General features: G+C 72.3%; 14 protein-coding genes and 1 pseudogene. 7 read left to right on the top strand and 8 right to left on the bottom strand.

The genetic code is table 11. From position 1 onward, the window contains the following. Positions 1-11: 11 nt before the first annotated feature. A complete protein-coding gene (locus ACOTKD_RS29300) occupies positions 12-797 on the top strand; it encodes a class I SAM-dependent DNA methyltransferase (protein WP_424891999.1) in 786 nt (261 codons plus the stop codon). Between the two features lie 28 nt (positions 798-825). Next, positions 826-1,575 carry a VIT1/CCC1 transporter family protein gene (locus tag ACOTKD_RS29305; RefSeq protein WP_424892000.1) on the top strand — a complete coding sequence of 250 codons (750 nt, stop codon included), beginning with the start codon at positions 826-828 and terminating at the stop codon, positions 1,573-1,575. Positions 1,576-1,752: 177 nt separating this feature from the next. On the opposite strand, the gene ACOTKD_RS29310 is transcribed toward ACOTKD_RS29305, so the two are convergent. Further along, complete coding sequence (locus ACOTKD_RS29310) at positions 1,753-2,847, bottom strand: P1 family peptidase (RefSeq protein ID WP_424892001.1); 1,095 nt, start codon at positions 2,845-2,847, stop codon at positions 1,753-1,755. 99 nt (positions 2,848-2,946) lie between these two features. After that, entirely contained in the window at positions 2,947-4,164 is a 1,218-nt protein-coding gene (locus ACOTKD_RS29315; RefSeq protein ID WP_424892002.1) for a low temperature requirement protein A, read from the bottom strand. A gap of 201 nt (positions 4,165-4,365) precedes the next feature. Between ACOTKD_RS29315 and ACOTKD_RS29320 the strand changes: the two genes are divergently transcribed. Then, positions 4,366-4,590 (top strand): hypothetical protein, encoded by a 225-nt coding sequence (locus tag ACOTKD_RS29320; RefSeq protein WP_424892003.1) that lies wholly within the window; start codon positions 4,366-4,368, stop codon positions 4,588-4,590. Positions 4,591-4,717: 127 nt separating this feature from the next. Here ACOTKD_RS29320 and mscL read toward each other — a convergent pair whose 3' ends face one another. From mscL to ACOTKD_RS29345, 5 genes are all read right to left on the bottom strand, one after another. Next, a complete protein-coding gene (mscL, locus tag ACOTKD_RS29325; RefSeq protein WP_424892004.1) occupies positions 4,718-5,191 on the bottom strand; it encodes a large conductance mechanosensitive channel protein MscL in 474 nt (157 codons plus the stop codon). A gap of 90 nt (positions 5,192-5,281) precedes the next feature. Next, entirely contained in the window at positions 5,282-6,133 is an 852-nt protein-coding gene (locus ACOTKD_RS29330) for an S-methyl-5'-thioadenosine phosphorylase (RefSeq protein ID WP_359096325.1), read from the bottom strand. Between the two features lie 97 nt (positions 6,134-6,230). After that, on the bottom strand, positions 6,231-6,545 hold the full coding sequence (locus tag ACOTKD_RS29335; RefSeq protein ID WP_424892005.1) for an FmdB family zinc ribbon protein: 315 nt from the start codon (positions 6,543-6,545) through the stop codon (positions 6,231-6,233). A 66-nt stretch (positions 6,546-6,611) separates the two neighbouring features. Continuing rightward, positions 6,612-7,883 (bottom strand): MFS transporter, encoded by a 1,272-nt coding sequence (locus tag ACOTKD_RS29340; RefSeq protein ID WP_424892006.1) that lies wholly within the window; start codon positions 7,881-7,883, stop codon positions 6,612-6,614. Positions 7,884-8,099: 216 nt separating this feature from the next. Continuing rightward, on the bottom strand, positions 8,100-9,668 hold the full coding sequence (locus tag ACOTKD_RS29345) for a potassium/proton antiporter (RefSeq protein WP_424892155.1): 1,569 nt from the start codon (positions 9,666-9,668) through the stop codon (positions 8,100-8,102). A 248-nt stretch (positions 9,669-9,916) separates the two neighbouring features. Here ACOTKD_RS29345 and ACOTKD_RS29350 point away from each other — a divergent pair, with 248 nt between their 5' ends. Then, the gene (locus tag ACOTKD_RS29350) at positions 9,917-12,787 is read left to right on the top strand and encodes a penicillin acylase family protein (protein WP_424892007.1); all 2,871 of its coding nucleotides are present in this window, start codon (positions 9,917-9,919) and stop codon (positions 12,785-12,787) included. A gap of 142 nt (positions 12,788-12,929) precedes the next feature. On the opposite strand, the gene ACOTKD_RS29355 is transcribed toward ACOTKD_RS29350, so the two are convergent. Further along, the gene (locus ACOTKD_RS29355; RefSeq protein WP_424892008.1) at positions 12,930-13,523 is read right to left on the bottom strand and encodes a 5-formyltetrahydrofolate cyclo-ligase; all 594 of its coding nucleotides are present in this window, start codon (positions 13,521-13,523) and stop codon (positions 12,930-12,932) included. Between the two features lie 81 nt (positions 13,524-13,604). Here ACOTKD_RS29355 and galU point away from each other — a divergent pair, with 81 nt between their 5' ends. The 3 genes and pseudogenes from galU to ACOTKD_RS29370 all read left to right on the top strand — a co-directional run. Further along, positions 13,605-14,507 (top strand): UTP--glucose-1-phosphate uridylyltransferase GalU, encoded by a 903-nt coding sequence (gene galU, locus ACOTKD_RS29360; RefSeq protein WP_424892009.1) that lies wholly within the window; start codon positions 13,605-13,607, stop codon positions 14,505-14,507. Positions 14,508-14,583: 76 nt separating this feature from the next. Beyond that, positions 14,584-15,861, top strand: a complete 1,278-nt coding sequence (gene glp / locus ACOTKD_RS29365; protein ID WP_424892156.1) for a gephyrin-like molybdotransferase Glp — start codon at positions 14,584-14,586, stop codon at positions 15,859-15,861. 31 nt (positions 15,862-15,892) lie between these two features. Continuing rightward, positions 15,893-16,092, top strand: a pseudogene (locus tag ACOTKD_RS29370) (cyclic pyranopterin monophosphate synthase MoaC); the annotation flags it as partial. Between the last annotated feature and the right edge of the window lie 78 nt (positions 16,093-16,170).

Here is a 16,170-nt window from a genome sequence, read left to right on the forward strand (position 1 = left end):
AGGTCCCGCCCGTGTCCTCGCGCAAAGCAACCGCACTGCTCAAGAACCGCAGCAACCTCTCCCACAAGGTCCGTTACGCGGTGACCCACCCCGCCCGCATCGCCCCGTACCTCAAGCGCACCGCCCGCGACGGCTGGCTGCGCATCAAGCACCCCGACCACGTCGACTACTACCGCGCCGTGATGGCCTCCGACACCGCCCGCAACCCCGAGGCCGCCGTCGGCAGCAAGACCCACGACCGCTGGCTCGCCCTCGGCAAGATGCAGTTCGACTACCTCAAGGAGCACGGCCTGGCCCCGCGCCACCGCATGCTCGACATCGGCTGCGGCAACCTCCGGGCCGGCCGGCTCTTCATCGACTACCTCGACGCCGGCCACTACTACGGCATCGACATCTCGCCCGACATCCTCATCTCCGCCAAGCGCACCCTCACCACCTACGGGCTCCAGGAGAAGCTCCCGCACCTCACCATCACCCAGAACCTCACCCTCGACTTCCTCCCCGACGCCCACTTCGACGTCGTCCACGCCCACAGCGTCTTCTCGCACTCGCCCATCGAGGTCATCGAGGAGTGCCTCGCGCACGTCGGCCGGATCCTCGCGCCGGGCGGCTTCTTCGACTTCACGTTCGACCGCACGGAGGGCGCGGAGCACCAGGTGCTCCGCGAGGACTTCTACTACCGCACCGGCACGCTCCTCGCCCTCGCCGAGAAGCACGGGCTGCGGGCCCGCTTCATGGACGACTGGGAGAAGCGGCCGCACGGCCAGTCGAAGATCCGGGTGAGCCTGCCGGAGTGACGCCGGGCAACGGTGGGAACCTCGGCTCGTGAGCGATGAGCCCCCCACCGTGCCCGGCAACCAGGAACCTCACCAGGAATCTCATCAGGAACCCCACGAGGGTCCCCTCGGCAACCGCCTCAACCGGCTGCGCGCCGCCGTCCTCGGCGCCAACGACGGCGTGGTCTCCACGGCGGGCCTCGTCGTCGGCGTCGCCGGCGCCACGGACTCCCGCGGCACGCTGCTGACCGCCGGGCTCGCCGGACTGCTCGCCGGATCCATGTCCATGGCCGCCGGCGAGTACGTGTCGGTGAGCACCCAGCGCGACTCCGAACGCGCCGCCCTCGCCCTGGAACGCACCGAACTCGCCGTCGCCCCGCAAGCCGAACTCGACGAGCTCACCGCCCTCCTCGAAGGCAAGGGACTCACCCGCGACCTCGCCCGCGAAGTCGCCGAACAGCTCACCGAGCACGACGCCCTGCGGGCCCACGCCGAGGTCGAACTCGGCATCGACCCCGACGAGCTCACCAGCGCCTGGCAGGCCGCCGGGGCCAGCTTCCTCGCCTTCACGGCCGGATCGCTCCTGCCCCTGCTCGCCATCGTGCTCCCGCCGGCGCACCTGCGGCTGGCGGTCACGGTGGTGGCGGTGCTCGCCGCGCTCTTGCTGTGCGGGTGGGGGAGTGCGCGGATGGGGGAGGCGCCGGTGGGGCGGGCGATGCTTCGCAATGCGGCCGGGGGCGCGTTGGCCATGGCCGTGACGTACGCGGCCGGTTCGTTGTTGGGCGCGGCCGGGGTGTGACGGGGCGCTCCGCCGGGGGCGTGGTCATTCCGGGTGCGGGGCGTACTGGCTTGTCGCGCAGTTCCCCGCGCCCCCTATCAAGGCGATGCCGGGTGTGCGTGGATTTTTGGCTGCGGGTTGTCCGTGGTTGCTCGCGCAGTTCCCCGCGCCCCTTACGGGGCGCGTTAACGCGGCGCTCTACCCGTACAACTCCCTGTACGCCGGGAACACCCCGCCCGGGCCGTCCACCGTTTCCGCCGCCAGGGCCGCCTTCACCACCGAGCGCGTGACGACGTCCGCCCCGGCCGCCAGGATCTCGTTCAGGGCGCCCGCCGCCAGCAGCGTGGCCGCGTCGCCGAAGACGTCCTCGGACAGCAGTGGGCGGTCGCCCGTGGCCAGGGCGAACACGGTGTCGCCGTCGTTGAGGAGGTGCACCGGGCGGACGGCGCGGGCCAGGCCGTCGTGGGCCGTGCCGGCGAGCTTCTGGGCCTGGGCGCGGGTCAGTGCGGCGTCGGTGGCCACGACCACGAGGGTGGTGTTGAGCGGAGGGCGGACGGACGCCGCCGAGCGCTTCGCGGACTCCTCCCGGGCCGCGGCCAGCCGCCGCTGCGCGGCCGCGTGCCGGGCCGCGTCGGGGTACTCGACCGCGCCTTCGTGCAGCTGCCCGTAGAGGACGCCCGTCGCCGGATCGGCCGCCGAGCCGGCCGCGTTGAGGACCGCCAGGGCCGCGACGGTGGCGCCCGAGGGCAGGACGGCACTGGCCGTGCCCACTCCGCCCTTCATGCCGCCGGCCACCGCGCCCGTGCCGGCGCCGACGTTGCCCTGCGGGACGGGCGCCCCCACGTCCTCGCGGGCCGCGGCCTCGGCGGCCTCGCGGCCCAGCGCGGCGTCCGGGCGGGCCCGCCAGTCGCCGCCGCGGCCGAGGTCGAAGAGGGCGGCGGCGGGGACGACGGGGACGACCTGGGACGGGTCCGGGCCGACCCGGAAGCCGCGGCCGCAGTCCTCCAGCCAGGCCATCACGCCGGACGCGGCGTCCAGCCCGTAGGCGCTGCCGCCGGAGAGGACGACCGCCTCCACGCGCTGGACGAGGTTGCGCGGGTCGAGGGCGTCGGTCTCGCGGGTGCCGGGGCCGCCGCCGCGGACGTCGACGGCGGCGACGGCGCCGCCTTCCGCGGTGAGAACGACCGTCGTGCCGGTCAGTGCGCCGGCGCCGCGGTGCCGGGCGTGGCCCACGCGGATGCCGGCGACGTCGGTGAGCGCGTCCATGGCCCCGGGGGCGGGTGCGTTCGTCATGCAGCCATGCGTATCACGTCGGGTGCGGGCCGGTGGCAGGAAAGCGCCCGCCGGCGCTGTCCTCAATCGCCGGACGGGCCGGATGGGTTGCCGGACCCGTCAGCCGCCGGCGGTAGCCGGTTTCCGGGGCCGCACGGACAGCCACACCCCCACCGCCACGGTCGCCGTCGCCGCCAGCCCCGCCAGCAGCACCGCCCTGTCCCCCGCGAACGTGCAGGCCAGCACCGCCAGCGCGGACACCGGCAGCACCAACTGCTGGGCCGGGCCCCGCTTGTAGTGGCGGGAGTGGATCAGCCACACCGAGAACATGAACAGCGCACCCGGGATCGTCACCGCGCTCGACGCCGCCGCCGTCGAGACGTGCGCCTTGCCGACGGCCTGCTCGACCGCCACCTCGATGCCCGCGCCGATCGCCGCCGCCGACCCGAAGACGAGGTAGTGCCCGTAGCCCCACAGGAACGCCTGGCGGTTGGAGGCCAGGTGCAGGTGGATGGGGACGGCGAAGTAGATCCAGAACGCGGCGAAGATCAGCAGCAGTCCGCCCGCCGCCATCGGCAGCAGCTCGTCCAGCGCCTCGCTCTCCTCCAGCGCCGACTGCACGGCGACCGTGGCCGCCGAGACCGTCTCGCCCAGCACGATGATGGTGAACAGCCCGTACCGCTCGGCGATGTGGTGCGGGTGCCAGGCCGTCTCCCGCGTCATCTCGGCGAAGGCCGGGACCGCCATCTCCAGGACGGCCATCACCAGGAACACCCACGGCTTGGCCGGGTCGGGCAGGAACAGCACGCCCAGCCAGCCCACCTGGCAGGCGCTCACCCCGGCCGCGTACTTCAGCGCCGTCCGCCGCTCCGCGCCCGTCGTGCTGAACGCGGCCCGCAGCCACTGCGAGACCAGTGCCAGCCGCATCACCAGGTACCCGAACCACACCACCGAGAAGTCGTTCTTCTCGAAGGCGCGCGGGATGCCCGCCGACAGGATCAGCACCCCGGCGATCTGGACCAGGGTCACCACCCGGTAGAGGACGTCATCGGTGTCGTACGCGGACGCGAACCACGTGAAGTTCACCCACGCCCACCAGATGGCGAAGAACATCATCAGGTAGCCGGGCACGCCGTGCGCCGCGTGCCCCTCGGCGAGCGCGTGCACCAGCTCGCGGCCCGCGACCGCCACCGCCACGACGAAGCACAGGTCGAAGAAGAGCTCCAGCGGCGTGGCCGTCCGGTGCGTCTCCTCGCGTCCGCGGCCCGTCATGCGGCGCAGTACGGGGGAGGCCTGCGGCCCGCCGGGTTCCCGTGGGGCGGGTGCGTCCTCGCTCATACGGCGATTCTCACCGTGGTCGGTGCGGCTCGCTCGGCGGAACAGTACGTACGGGGTGCCGCCCGGCCCGGCACCGCCGGTCTCCGCCGTCGTGGTTCCTCGCCGTTGCGGCGGAAGAAACGTGCCCGGGGCCGGGGCCGGCGGGATCCGTGATCACCGCGGCCGGGGCGGCCGTCCTCCTCCGCCGCTTACCCTGGGCGTATGAGTGACACCGCCCCCGAGACCGCCCCCGGCACCGCGCCCGAGACCGCTCCGCGGCCCGCGTCGCGGCCGCGCAACCCCGCCGCCGCCCTGATCTTCGACGACCCGCTGTCGCAGCAGTCCTCGGACGACACCGACCGCGGCTGGGGCGACCGGCCCGCCTCCGGCGGTCCGGCCGCGGATCTCGCCCGCTTCCTGGACGAGAAGCCGCCGCACCACGTCTGAGGGCTCCGCCCCGTACGGGACCCGGCAGTTCCGTATGCCGCCGGACCCTCGCCGTCGTGGGTTCTCGCCGCCGCGGCGGGACGTTTCGGGTGAGCCGGAGTGCCGGCGGTCCGCCGCGGGTCACGGCCTACCGGGGCGCCGGCACCGTCTCCGAGCCCGGCTCGCGCCGCTGCTCCACGAGCGCGTCGCGGATCTGGGTGAGCAGCTCCAGCTCGGTCTCCTTGGCGGGGGCGGCCGGCTGCCGCGCCGCCTGCCGGTCCTGCCAGCGCTTCATCGGCAGCAGCATCAGGAAGTAGACGACCGCGGCCGTGATGAGGAAGGTCAGCGAGGCGCTGAGCACGGAGCCCCACTGGATCGAGACGCCCTGGGTGACCTCGCCGGTCTTGGCGTTCACGGCGCAGGGGCCCTTGATGCAGACCGCGTAGTGGTCGAGGTCCTTCGTGCCGAAGGCGCCCACCACCGGATTGATCACGCCCTTGACCACCGCGTTCACGATGTTGGTGAACGCGGCGCCGATGACGACGGCGACGGCGAGGTCTATGACGTTGCCCCGCATGAGGAACGCCTTGAATCCGCCGAGGACCCCGGTCTTCGTCGTCACTGCTCAAGCCTTTCTGTCACTGCTTCCGCCCGGATGGTCCGGATATTCCGGAATGAAGGATTCCATATCCAGCCGGGGCCCGGGGCGGCCTCAGGGCAGTTCGATACCCAGGTCCCACCCCTTGTGCACGTCCGCGCACAGACAGTTCCGCTCCTTGGTCTCCGGCAGGGCCGTGACCGCCGCGAAGAGCACCTCGCGCAGCCGGCCCACGTTCTCCCCGAAGACCCGCATGACCTCGTCGTGCGAGACGCCCTCGCCGGACTCGGCGCCCGCGTCCAGGTCCGTGACCAGCGCCATCGAGGTGTAGCAGAGCTCCAGCTCGCGGGCGAGGACGGCCTCGGGGTGCCCGGTCATGCCGACGACCGACCAGCCCTGGGCGGCGTGCCAGCGCGACTCGGCGCGCGTCGAGAAGCGCGGCCCCTCTATGACGACCATCGTGCCGCCGTCCACCACCGGCTCCCAGCCCTTGCCGCGCGCCACCGCGACCGCCACCGCGCGGCCGGTGGGGCAGTAGGGGTCGGCGAAGCTGGTGTGGACGACGTTGGGCACCCGGCCGTCGGGCAGCGTCTCGCCGTCGAAGTAGGACTGCGCCCGCGCCTTCGTGCGGTCCACGAGCTGGTCCGGCACGACGAGCGTGCCCGGCCCGTAGTGCGGCTGCAGCCCGCCGACCGCGCACGGGGCGAGGACCTGGCGCACGCCGAGCGAGCGCAGGGCCCACAGGTTGGCCCGGTAGTTGATGCGGTGGGGCGGCAGGTGGTGGCCGCGGCCGTGGCGGGGGAGGAAGGCGACCCGCCGCCCGGCGAGCTCGCCGACGAAGACGGAGTCGCTCGGCGACCCGTACGGGGTCATCACCGTGACCTCGGTCACGTCCTCCAGGAAGGAGTAGAAGCCCGACCCGCCGATGACGCCTATGTCCGCCCGCGCGCTGTGCATTTCGACCATGGACGTCACCCTAACGGCGGGAGCGCGTACGCCACAGGGCCCTTCACCTCCGTGCGGGGGTGAAGGGCCCTGTGGGCGAAAGTGCGGTGACGCGGCCTCAGGCGGCCGACGTGCCGGTGGAGGCAGGAGCCGCCGAGGACGGCTTCGACTCGCTCTTCGCGGCCGGAGCCGTGGTCGTCGTGCTGGACGACGACGAGGACGACGAGGACTTCGCGGGCGAGCTGCTGGACGACGAGCCGCGGCTGTCGTTCCGGTAGAAACCGGAGCCCTTGAAGACGATGCCGACCGCAGAGAAGACCTTCTTCAGGCGCCCCTGGCAGCTGGGGCACTCGGTCAAGGCGTCATCGGTGAACTTCTGCACCGCCTCGAGGCCCTCGCCGCACTCGGTGCACTGGTACTGGTAAGTCGGCACTTGCTCCTCCTGGCACTCTCACTCGTTGAGTGCTAACGACGCTCCATACTGCAGTATTCCGGTCCCTCAGTCCACCGGAACGGCCTCACGGTGACCGACCCCACGTGCCGCGACGACCGACTCCGAGCGCGGGGTCAGGGCCTTCCGCAGCGTCAGCAGGACCACCAGCGCGGCCGCGGTGCCGCCCAGCGGCACCAGGAAACCGGTGCTCGCGCCGTGGGCGTCGATCAGGCTGCCGCCCACGGTCGCACCGGCCGCCTGGCCGAGGCCGACGGCGCCGGTGAGCCACGTGAACGCCTCGGTGCGGGCGCTCGCCGGGACCAGCTTCTCCACCAGCGTGTAGCCGGTGATCAGCGACGGCGCGATGCACAGACCCACCAGCATGCCCAGGGCACCCAGCAGCACCATGTGGTGCGCGGCCCACAGCGGGGTCGTGGCCAGCACCAGCAGCGGGAAGGCCAGCAGCAGGCGGCGCTGCGGGCTCAGCTTCCAGGCGACGACGCCGCAGACGATGCCGGCGATCATGTTGCCGGCCGCGAAGGCGCCGTACATCAGACCGTTCAGGCCCGGCTCGCCCATCTCCTTGGTGAAGGCGGTCATCGACACCTGCATGCCGCCGAAGACGGTGCCGATGCCCAGCATGACGACCGCCAGCACCCGCACGCCCGGCACGGACAGCGCCGAGACGCGCTTGCCGTCCTCGGCCGCCCCGGCCGCCGTGCGGCTCGCCTGCGGCTGCGTGCGCCGCTGCGAGGCGAACAGCAGACCGCCGGCCAGCGTCAGCACGGCCTCCGCGACCAGACCGGCGGCCGGGTGGACGCCGGTGCACAGCGCCGTGGCCAGCACCGGGCCGATCACGAAGGTGAACTCGTCCGTGACGGACTCGAAGGCCGCCGCGGTGGACATCAGGGGAGACCCGTCGAGCTTGTTCGCCCAGCGGGCCCGCACCATGGGGCCGATCTGCGGGGTCGACGCACCGGCCGGCACGGCCGCCGCGAGCAGCGCCCACAGGGGCGCGTCCGACAGCGCGAGCACCGTCAGCAGCGAGATCGCCGCCGCGTGCACGATGACGCCCGGGATCAGCACCGCGGCCTGGCCGAAGCGGTCCGCGAGCTTGCCGCTCTGCGGCGCGAACAGGGCCATCGCCACGCCCGCGGTCGCCGAGACGGTGCCCGCGGTGCCGTACGAGCCGGTGGTGTCGTTGACCAGCAGCAGGATGCCGATGGTCAGCATTGCGAACGGCTGCCGGGCCAGGAAGCCGGGCAGCAGGAACGTCCACGCGCCGGGGGTGCGCAGCAGCTGCCCGTATCCGGGCCGTTCGTTGACCGTGGATGCCACGGCCCAGGCCTTTCCGCCGCCTGGTAGCGCGCCACCGGAACGGCAAGCCGCCACGGAGCGCGCCGAGAGCTGTCCTCTCGCGCAGGACCGTGGTAGATGCCTTCCGGCCGCCTCGTGCGACCGCGGCCGCCGTGCGGTCGCGCCAGCCCTGCATCAGGCAGAGTTGGTTCGGTGTGAATCTAGGGAATCCTCCCGCTTGGGAGCGGGAGTGAATGATTACTTCCTCTTTATCATACGGGGACCCTTGGATATGCCTATGGCCTTCGTCACAGAGGGCCCGCCGGAAGGCTCCGCGTGCCCCCCGGTCGTGCCCAGCCAGCCCGCGAGCTTGCCGCCCTCGCCGACCGCCCGCAGCCGCTTCTCGGTCGCGTCGCGCACCGGGTCCGTGGCCACCACCAGCAGCTCGTCGCCCAGCCGCAGCACGGTCGAGGGCCCGGGCACGAAGCTCTTGCCGTCCCGGACGACCAGCGTGACCGCCGCCCCGGCGGGCAGCCGCAGCTCCGAGACCTCCACGCCGTGCATCCGCGAGCCCTCCGGGACGGAGACCGACAGCAGGTGGCCGCGCAGCCGCTCCAGCGGCGCGGACTCGATGCCGAGGTCCTCCGGCGGCTCGTTCTCGCCCAGCCGCAGGTGCCGGGCCAGCCAGGGCAGCGTCGGGCCCTGGACCAGCGTGTAGACGATCACCAGCACGAAGACGATGTTGAAGATCGTGCGGCTGTCCTCCACCCCGGCCACCATCGGGATGGTGGCGAGGACGATCGGCACGGCACCGCGCAGGCCCGCCCAGGACAGCAGCGCCTTCTCCTGCCAGGGCGTCCGGAAGGGCGCCGTGCTGAGGAAGACGGACACCGGCCGCGCGACCACCGTCAGGACCAGCCCCACGACCAGCGCGGGCAGGATGTCGTCGCCCAGCTCGTGCGGGGTGACCAGCAGGCCCAGCAGGACGAACATGCCGATCTGGGCGATCCAGCCGAGGCCCTCGGCGAAGCCGCGCGTGGCCGGCCAGTGCGGCAGCTTGGCGTTGCCGAGGATCAGCGCCGCGAGGTAGACGGCGAGGAAGCCGGAGCCGTGCGCGAGGGCGCCGCCCGCGTAGGCCGCGGTGGCGATGGCCATCACGGCGATGGGATAGAGGCCGGAGGCGGGCAGGGCCACGCGCCGCAGCGTGTACGAGCCGAGGAAGCCGATCGTGATGCCGATGGCGGCGCCGATCGCCAGCTCCAGGGCGATCTTCCCCAGGAGCAGGTACCAGTGCTCGACCGGCCCGGCCGCCGAGAAGGCGACGACGAGGATGACGACGGGGGCGTCGTTGAAGCCGGACTCGGCCTCCAGGACACCGGTGAGCCGGGACGGCAGGGGAACGTTGCGCAGCACGGAGAAGACGGCCGCCGCGTCCGTCGAGGACACCACCGCACCGATGATCAGGGCCTGCCGCCACTCGACGCCCGCCAGGTAGTGCGCGGCGGCGGCCGTGAGGCCGACGCTCACCGCGACGCCGAAGGTGGACAGCACGGCCGCCGCGGGCAGCGCGGGTTTGATTTCGTGCCACTTCGTACCGAGTCCGCCCTCGGCGAGGATCACGACCAGGGCGGCGTAGCCGATCACCTGGGTCAGGCCCACGTCGTTGAAGGAGACGCCGATGCCGTCCTGGCCGATGGCGACCCCGATGCCGAGGTAGATGAGCAGGCTCGGCAGCCCGCTGCGCGAAGAGATGCGCACCGCCGCCACCGCGACGAGCAGCACGAGGGAGCAGATCAGCAGGAGTTCGTTGAGGTGGTGGACAGTCAGGGGCCGGTCCCTTCACGAGTGCTTTGCCATGAACCGGGCCGGAACGTTCCTCCGGCCCATCGGAACTTCATTTCCTCATCTAATATTTTACGGGTTCTTAACGCCTCGCGGGTGGGCGAGGGTTCCGGGAGGGGGCGAGAGGGACCCATGTCACTGCACGGTCCGGCATCCGCGTCCGGTCGTCCGGCGCCCTGCGCCTATGGTTGCTTCCAGCACTCCAGGACCACCCTGCCCCTCTAAGGACAGCGATGCCCGCCAACAAGACCGGCCCTTCCGGCAAGTCCGGTAAGAAAAAGAAGGGGCGCCGCGCCCGCCTGCTCGTGATCACCGTGGTGCTGCTGCTCGTCGCGGGCATCGGCTTCGGTGCGTACTGGAGCGTCAGCACCGTGCGTGCCTCCTTCCCGGAGACCAGCGGCACCCTCCAGCTCAAGGGACTCGGCGGGGAGGTCAGGGTCGCGCGCGACGACCACGGCGTTCCGCAGATCTACGCGAACAGCGCCGAGGACCTCTTCCGCGCCCAGGGCTTCGTCCAGGCGCAGGACCGGTTCTGGGAGATGGACGTCCGGCGCCATCTGACGGCGGGCCGCCTGTCCGAGATGTTCGGCGAGGACCAGGTCGAGACCGACGCGTTCATCCGCACCATGGGCTGGCGGAAGGTCGCGCAGGAGGAGTACGACACCAAGCTGTCGGCCGCCACCAAGAAGTACCTCCAGGCCTACTCCGACGGGGTCAACGCCTACCTCAAGGACCATCAGGGCAAGTCGCTGTCCGTCGAGTACGCGGCCCTGGAGTTCAAGAACGACTACAAGCCCGAGAAGTGGACCCCGGTCGACTCGGTCGCCTGGCTCAAGGCCATGGCCTGGGACCTGCGCGGCAACGTGCAGGACGAGATCGACCGCTCCCTCGCCTCCACGCGGCTGAGCCCCCAGCAGATCGAGCAGCTGTACCCGGCGTACCCGTACGACCGGAACAAGCCGATCGTCGAGGGCGGGGCGATCGACCCGGCGACGAAGGAGTTCGACCCGAAGGCCACGCCCACGGCGCCGGGCTCCACCGGCGAGACCGGCGGGACCGGGCGCACCGGCAACGCCCGCACGGGCACGCAGGGCACCCCGGGCAACCAGGGCAACGCCGGCACTCCGGGCGCCACGGGCGGCACCGGCAACAACGGCAGCGCGGCCACCGGCGGCGGCGCCGGCGCGGCCGGCGGCCTGCGCACCGGCCTGACGTCGCTGTCCAACACCCTCGACAAGATCCCGGCGCTGCTCGGCAAGTCCGGCAACGGCATCGGCTCCAACGCGTGGGTCGTCTCCGGCCAGTACACGACGACCGGCAAGCCGCTGCTCGCCAACGACCCGCACCTCGCTCCGCAGATGCCCTCGCTCTGGTACCAGATGGGCCTGCACTGCACCAAGACCGGCCCGTCCTGCCCGTTCGACGTCGCCGGCTACACCTTCGCCGGCATGCCCGGCGTCGTCATCGGCCACAACCAGGACATCGCCTGGGGCATGACCAACCTGGGCGCGGACGTCTCCGACCTCTACCTGGAGAAGGTCACCTCCGGCAGCTACCTCTACGACAACCAGCAGGTCCCCTTCGCCACCCGCAAGGAGACCATCAAGGTCGCCGGCGGCGACGAGCGCACCATCACCGTCCGCTCCACCCGCAACGGCCCCGTCGTCTCCGACCGCAACGACGAGCTGGGCAAGGTCGGCCAGGACGCCCCCGTGAAGGACCCGGCGCCGGACCGCGCCGAGGGCTACGCCGTCTCCCTGCGCTGGACCGCGCTCGAGCCCGGCAGCACGATGGACGCCCTGATGGACCTCAACCGCGCCACCGACTTCGCGTCCTTCCGCAAGGCGGCGGCCGGCTTCGACGTCCCCTCGCAGAACCTGATCTACGCCGACACCAAGGGCAACTTCGGCTACCAGGCCCCCGGCCGCATCCCCGTCCGCAAGGGCGACGGCCGCATGCCCGCGCCCGGCTGGGACCCCGCCTTCCAGTGGACCGGCTACCTCAAGCCGCAGGAGCTGCCCTGGGAGCTCAACCCCAAGCGCGGCTACATCGTCACCGCCAACCAGGCCGTCACCGACAAGAAGTACCCCTACTCCCTCACCGGGGACTGGGGCTACGGCGCCCGCAGCAAGCGCATCGAGGACCTGATCCAGTCGAAGATCAAGGACGGCGGCAAGATCTCGACGGACGACATGCAGAAGATGCAGATGGACAACAGCAGCGAGATCGCCAAGCTGCTCACGCCCTACCTGCTGAAGATCGACCTCAAGGGCACCAACGAGCGCGAGACGAAGTACGTCCGCGAGGCGCAGAAGCTCCTGCAGGGCTGGGACTACAACCAGGAAGCCGACTCGGCCGCCGCCGCGTACTTCAACGCCGTGTGGCGCAACACCCTCAAGCTCGCCTTCGGCAACAAGCTCCCCAAGGAGCTGCGCGTCAAGGGCCAGTGCCTGCGGGTCCACCCCACCAACGACGCCGGGCCCCAGGAAGACCTCGAGGGCAAGACCCGCCTCGTCCGCGAATGCGGCGAGCGCGAGCCCGACTCGGCCCAGCCCGACGGTGGCGACCGCTGGTTCGAGGTCGTCCGCTCCATCCTCGACAAGCCGGGCGACGAGTGGTGGAAGACCGGCGGCCGCACCGGCGCCGGCAACCGCGACGAGCTGCTCGCCCAGGCCATGAAGGACGCCCGCTGGGAGCTGACCTCCAAGCTCGGCAAGGACGTCAACTCCTGGAGCTGGGGCCGCCTCCACCAGCTCAGCCTGAAGAACCAGACCCTCGGCAAGGACGGCCCCGGCATCGTCCGGTGGATGCTCAACCGCGGCCCGTGGAACCTGGCCGGCGGCGAGGCCGCGGTCAACGCGGCGGGCTGGAACGCGGCCGGCGGCTACGACGTGATCTGGGTCCCGTCGATGCGGATGGTCGTCAACCTCGCCGACCTCGACAAGTCCCGCTGGATCAATCTCACGGGGGCGTCCGGTCACGCGTACAACGCGCACTACTACGACCAGACGGACAAGTGGGCCAAGGGCGAGCTCCTGCCGTGGGCGTTCTCCGCGGATGCGGTGAAGAAGGCGACGGATGCGGAGCTGACTCTGAAGCCGTAAGGGCTTCGGCCGGTTCGGCACCGCCGGTCACCTCCGGTGGGGCTGAGCTCCCCCAGCTGCGGCGGATGTTGTGCCCGGACGGGCTGGTTTTTGCTGAGACCTCAGCAAAAACCAGCCCGTCCGGCGTTCGAGGACGAGCGCGTCAGCGCGAAAGGCGGCGCACCCCGCCCGGGGTGACCACCGCGTCCACGGGGCGGTCGTGCCCCTCCGCCGGCACCTCGGCGATCACCTCGCTGTCGTACAGCAGCACCACCAGCGACGGAGTCGCCCCGGCCCGGTCCAGACGGGCCAGGACCCGGTCGTAAGAACCCCCTCCGCGGCCGAGCCGCATCCCCCGGCCGTCCACGGCCAGCCCGGGCAGCAGCACCGCGTCCGCGGACGTCACGGCCTCCGGCCCCAGCCGCTCCCCGGAGGGCTCCAGAAGGCCCCGCCCGGCCCGTACGAGACGGTCCGGGCCCTCGTAGACCGCCCAGTCGAGATCGTTGTCCTCCAGGAGGACCGGAAGCAGCACCCGTACCCCCCGTCGGCGGAGCGCCTCCAGGAGCGCGCGCGTGCCCGGCTCGCGCCCCACAGAGACGTAGGCCGCCACCGTTCCCGCCTCCGCGAGCTCCGGGAGCTCCAGCGCGCGGCGGGCCAGCGCCGCACCCGCCCCGGCCACGTCATCCGTGGTCAACGCGGATCTCACCGCCAGGAGACCCCGCCGCAACTCCGCCTTCGTACCGTCGTACTTGATCACTGTGCGTACAAACTCCTTGCCTGGGGGCATACTCGGTGGAGCCTCATCCTCCGCACAATCTCAACGGATAGTGTTCGGCCCATGACTCACTCGCGTCCTCGGATCAGCAAGGCTGTCATCCCTGCAGCCGGTCTCGGCACCCGATTTCTGCCTGCCACCAAGGCCACGCCCAAGGAAATGCTGCCTGTCGTGGACAAGCCGGCGATCCAGTACGTGGTGGAGGAGGCCGTCCTCGCCGGGCTCTCGGACGTCCTCATGATCACAGGGCGTAACAAGCGACCGCTCGAGGACCACTTCGACCGCAACTACGAGCTGGAAGAGGCGCTGCGCCGCAAGGGCGACGAGTCGCGGCTCGCGCGCGTGCAGGAGTCGAGCGACCTGGCGACCATGCACTACGTCCGCCAGGGCGATCCCCGGGGCCTGGGCCACGCCGTCCTGTGCGCCGCCCCGCACGTGGGGAACGAGCCCTTCGCCGTCCTCCTCGGCGACGACCTGATCGACATCCGGGATCCGCTGCTGTCCCACATGGTCGCGATCCAGCGCAAGCACGGCGGCAGCGTGATCGCCCTCATGGAGGTCGACCGCGCCCAGATCGGGATGTACGGCTGCGCGGCCGTGAAGCCGACCGACGCCGAGGGTGTGGTGCAGGTCACGGGCCTGGTCGAGAAGCCCGATCCGTCGGAGGCGCCCAGCAACTACGCCGTGATCGGCCGGTACGTCCTCGACCCGGCCGTCTTCGACGTGCTGCGCGAGACCCCGCCCGGCCGCGGCGGCGAGATCCAGCTCACCGACGCCCTGCAGGCGCTCGCCGCCGAGCCCGGCCTCGGCGGGCCCGTGCACGGCGTGATCTTCAAGGGCCGCCGCTACGACACCGGTGACCGCGGCGACTACCTGCGCGCCATTGTCAGACTGGCCTGCGAGCGCGAAGATCTTGGTCCGGACTTCCGCGCCTGGCTCCGTCGCTATGTGAACGAGGAGATGTAGCCCCTTGAGCAGCACCGCCGACACGGCCACCGGCTCCGTTCCCGCCCCGGCGGAGGGGCGGGACGACCCGGGCCGCCTGTGGACGGTGGACGAGCACCTCGCCGACATCCTGGCGAAGGTCCGCCCCCTGGAGCCGATCGAGCTGCAACTGCCCGAGGCCCAGGGGTGCGTCCTGGTCGAGGACGTCACCGTCCCGGCCGCCCTCCCGCCCTTCGACAACAGCTCCATGGACGGCTACGCGGTCCGCACGGCCGACGTCGAGGGCGCCACGGAGGAGTTCCCGGCGGTCCTCACCGTCATCGGCGACGTCGCCGCGGGCAGCGGCACGCCGCCCGCGGTCGGCCCCGGCGAGGCCGCCCGGATCATGACCGGCGCCCCGCTGCCGCCCGGCGCCGAGGCCGTCGTCCCCGTCGAGTGGACGGACGGCGGTGCGGGCGCCGGCCCCGCCGACGCCATGGCGGCCCACAGCGCGGTCCCGGAGCGCTCCGGCGGGGAGGTCCGCATCCACCGCCCCGTCGCCGCCCGCGCCCACGTCCGGGCCCGCGGCAGCGACGCCTGCACGGGCGAGCTCGCCCTCGCCGCCGGGACCGTCCTCGGCCCGGCCCAGATCGGGCTGCTCGCGGCCATCGGGCGCGCCACGGTCCTGGTGCGGCCGCGCCCGCGCGTGGTCGTCATGTCCACCGGCAGCGAGCTCGTCCAGCCCGGCGAGGAGCTCGCGCCCGGCCGGATCCACGACTCCAACAGCTTCGTCCTCTCGGCCTGCGCGCGGGACGCCGGGGCCATCGCGTATCGCGTCGGCGCCGTCGACGACGACGCCGAGACCCTGCGCGCCACCCTGGAGGACCAGCTCATCCGGGCCGACGCCGTCGTCACCAGCGGCGGCGTCAGCGTCGGCGCGTACGACGTGGTCAAGGAGACGCTCTCCGGGCTCGCCGGCGAGGAGGGCAGCGTCGCCTTCCGGCGGCTGGCCATGCAGCCCGGCAAGCCGCAGGGCTTCGGCCGGATCGGCCCCGACCGGGTCCCGCTGTTCGCCCTTCCCGGCAACCCCGTCAGCTGCTACGTCTCCTTCGAGCTCTTCGTCCGCCCCGCCCTGCGGGCGCTCATGGGGCTCGACCCGGTCGACCGCACCACCGTGCGCGCCGTGTGCACCGACGCCGTCACGTCGTCGCCGGAGGGCCGCCGCCAGTTCCTGCGCGCGCGGTACGAGGCGGGCGACGGCACGGTCTCGCTCGTGGGCGGTGCGGGCTCGCACCTGGTGAAGGCCCTCGCGCAGGCCAACGCCCTCATCGTCGTCCCCGAGGCGGCCACGGCCCTGGAAGCGGGCGCGGAGGTCGACGTCATCCCGCTGGGCTGAACCCCTGCCCGGGGCGCTGCCGGTACGGTGTCTGCCCACACAGGACCGGACCAGGAGAAGCATGAGCAGCGCCGCCCAGGACTCGCCCGAGCCCTCCCGCCTCACCCACCTCGACAGTGCGGGAGCGGCCCGGATGGTCGACGTCTCGGCCAAGGAGGTCACCGCGCGCACGGCCCGCGCCGGCGGCCGTGTCCTCGTCTCGCCGCGCGTCGTGGAACTCCTGCGGGGGGCGGGCGGGCCCCCCGGCGGCCCCCCCGCCCCCCCCCCCCACCCCCCCCGCAGGGGCGCCCCCCCCACCCCCCCCCCGCA

This window comes from Streptomyces sp. XH2, from assembly GCF_049725035.1.
Taxonomy (GTDB): Bacteria; Actinomycetota; Actinomycetes; order Streptomycetales; family Streptomycetaceae; genus Streptomyces; species Streptomyces roseoverticillatus.

Coding starts and splice junctions, on each gene's coding strand:
- ACOTKD_RS29320 (WP_424892003.1), top strand. CDS start 4,366: ATGAGTGACACCGCCCCCGAGACCGCCCCCGGCACCGCGCCCGAGACC.
- ACOTKD_RS29315 (WP_424892002.1), bottom strand. CDS start 4,164: ATGAGCGAGGACGCACCCGCCCCACGGGAACCCGGCGGGCCGCAGGCC.
- ACOTKD_RS29310 (WP_424892001.1), bottom strand. CDS start 2,847: ATGACGAACGCACCCGCCCCCGGGGCCATGGACGCGCTCACCGACGTC.
- ACOTKD_RS29350 (WP_424892007.1), top strand. CDS start 9,917: ATGCCCGCCAACAAGACCGGCCCTTCCGGCAAGTCCGGTAAGAAAAAG.
- ACOTKD_RS29330 (WP_359096325.1), bottom strand. CDS start 6,133: ATGGTCGAAATGCACAGCGCGCGGGCGGACATAGGCGTCATCGGCGGG.
- galU (WP_424892009.1), top strand. CDS start 13,605: ATGACTCACTCGCGTCCTCGGATCAGCAAGGCTGTCATCCCTGCAGCC.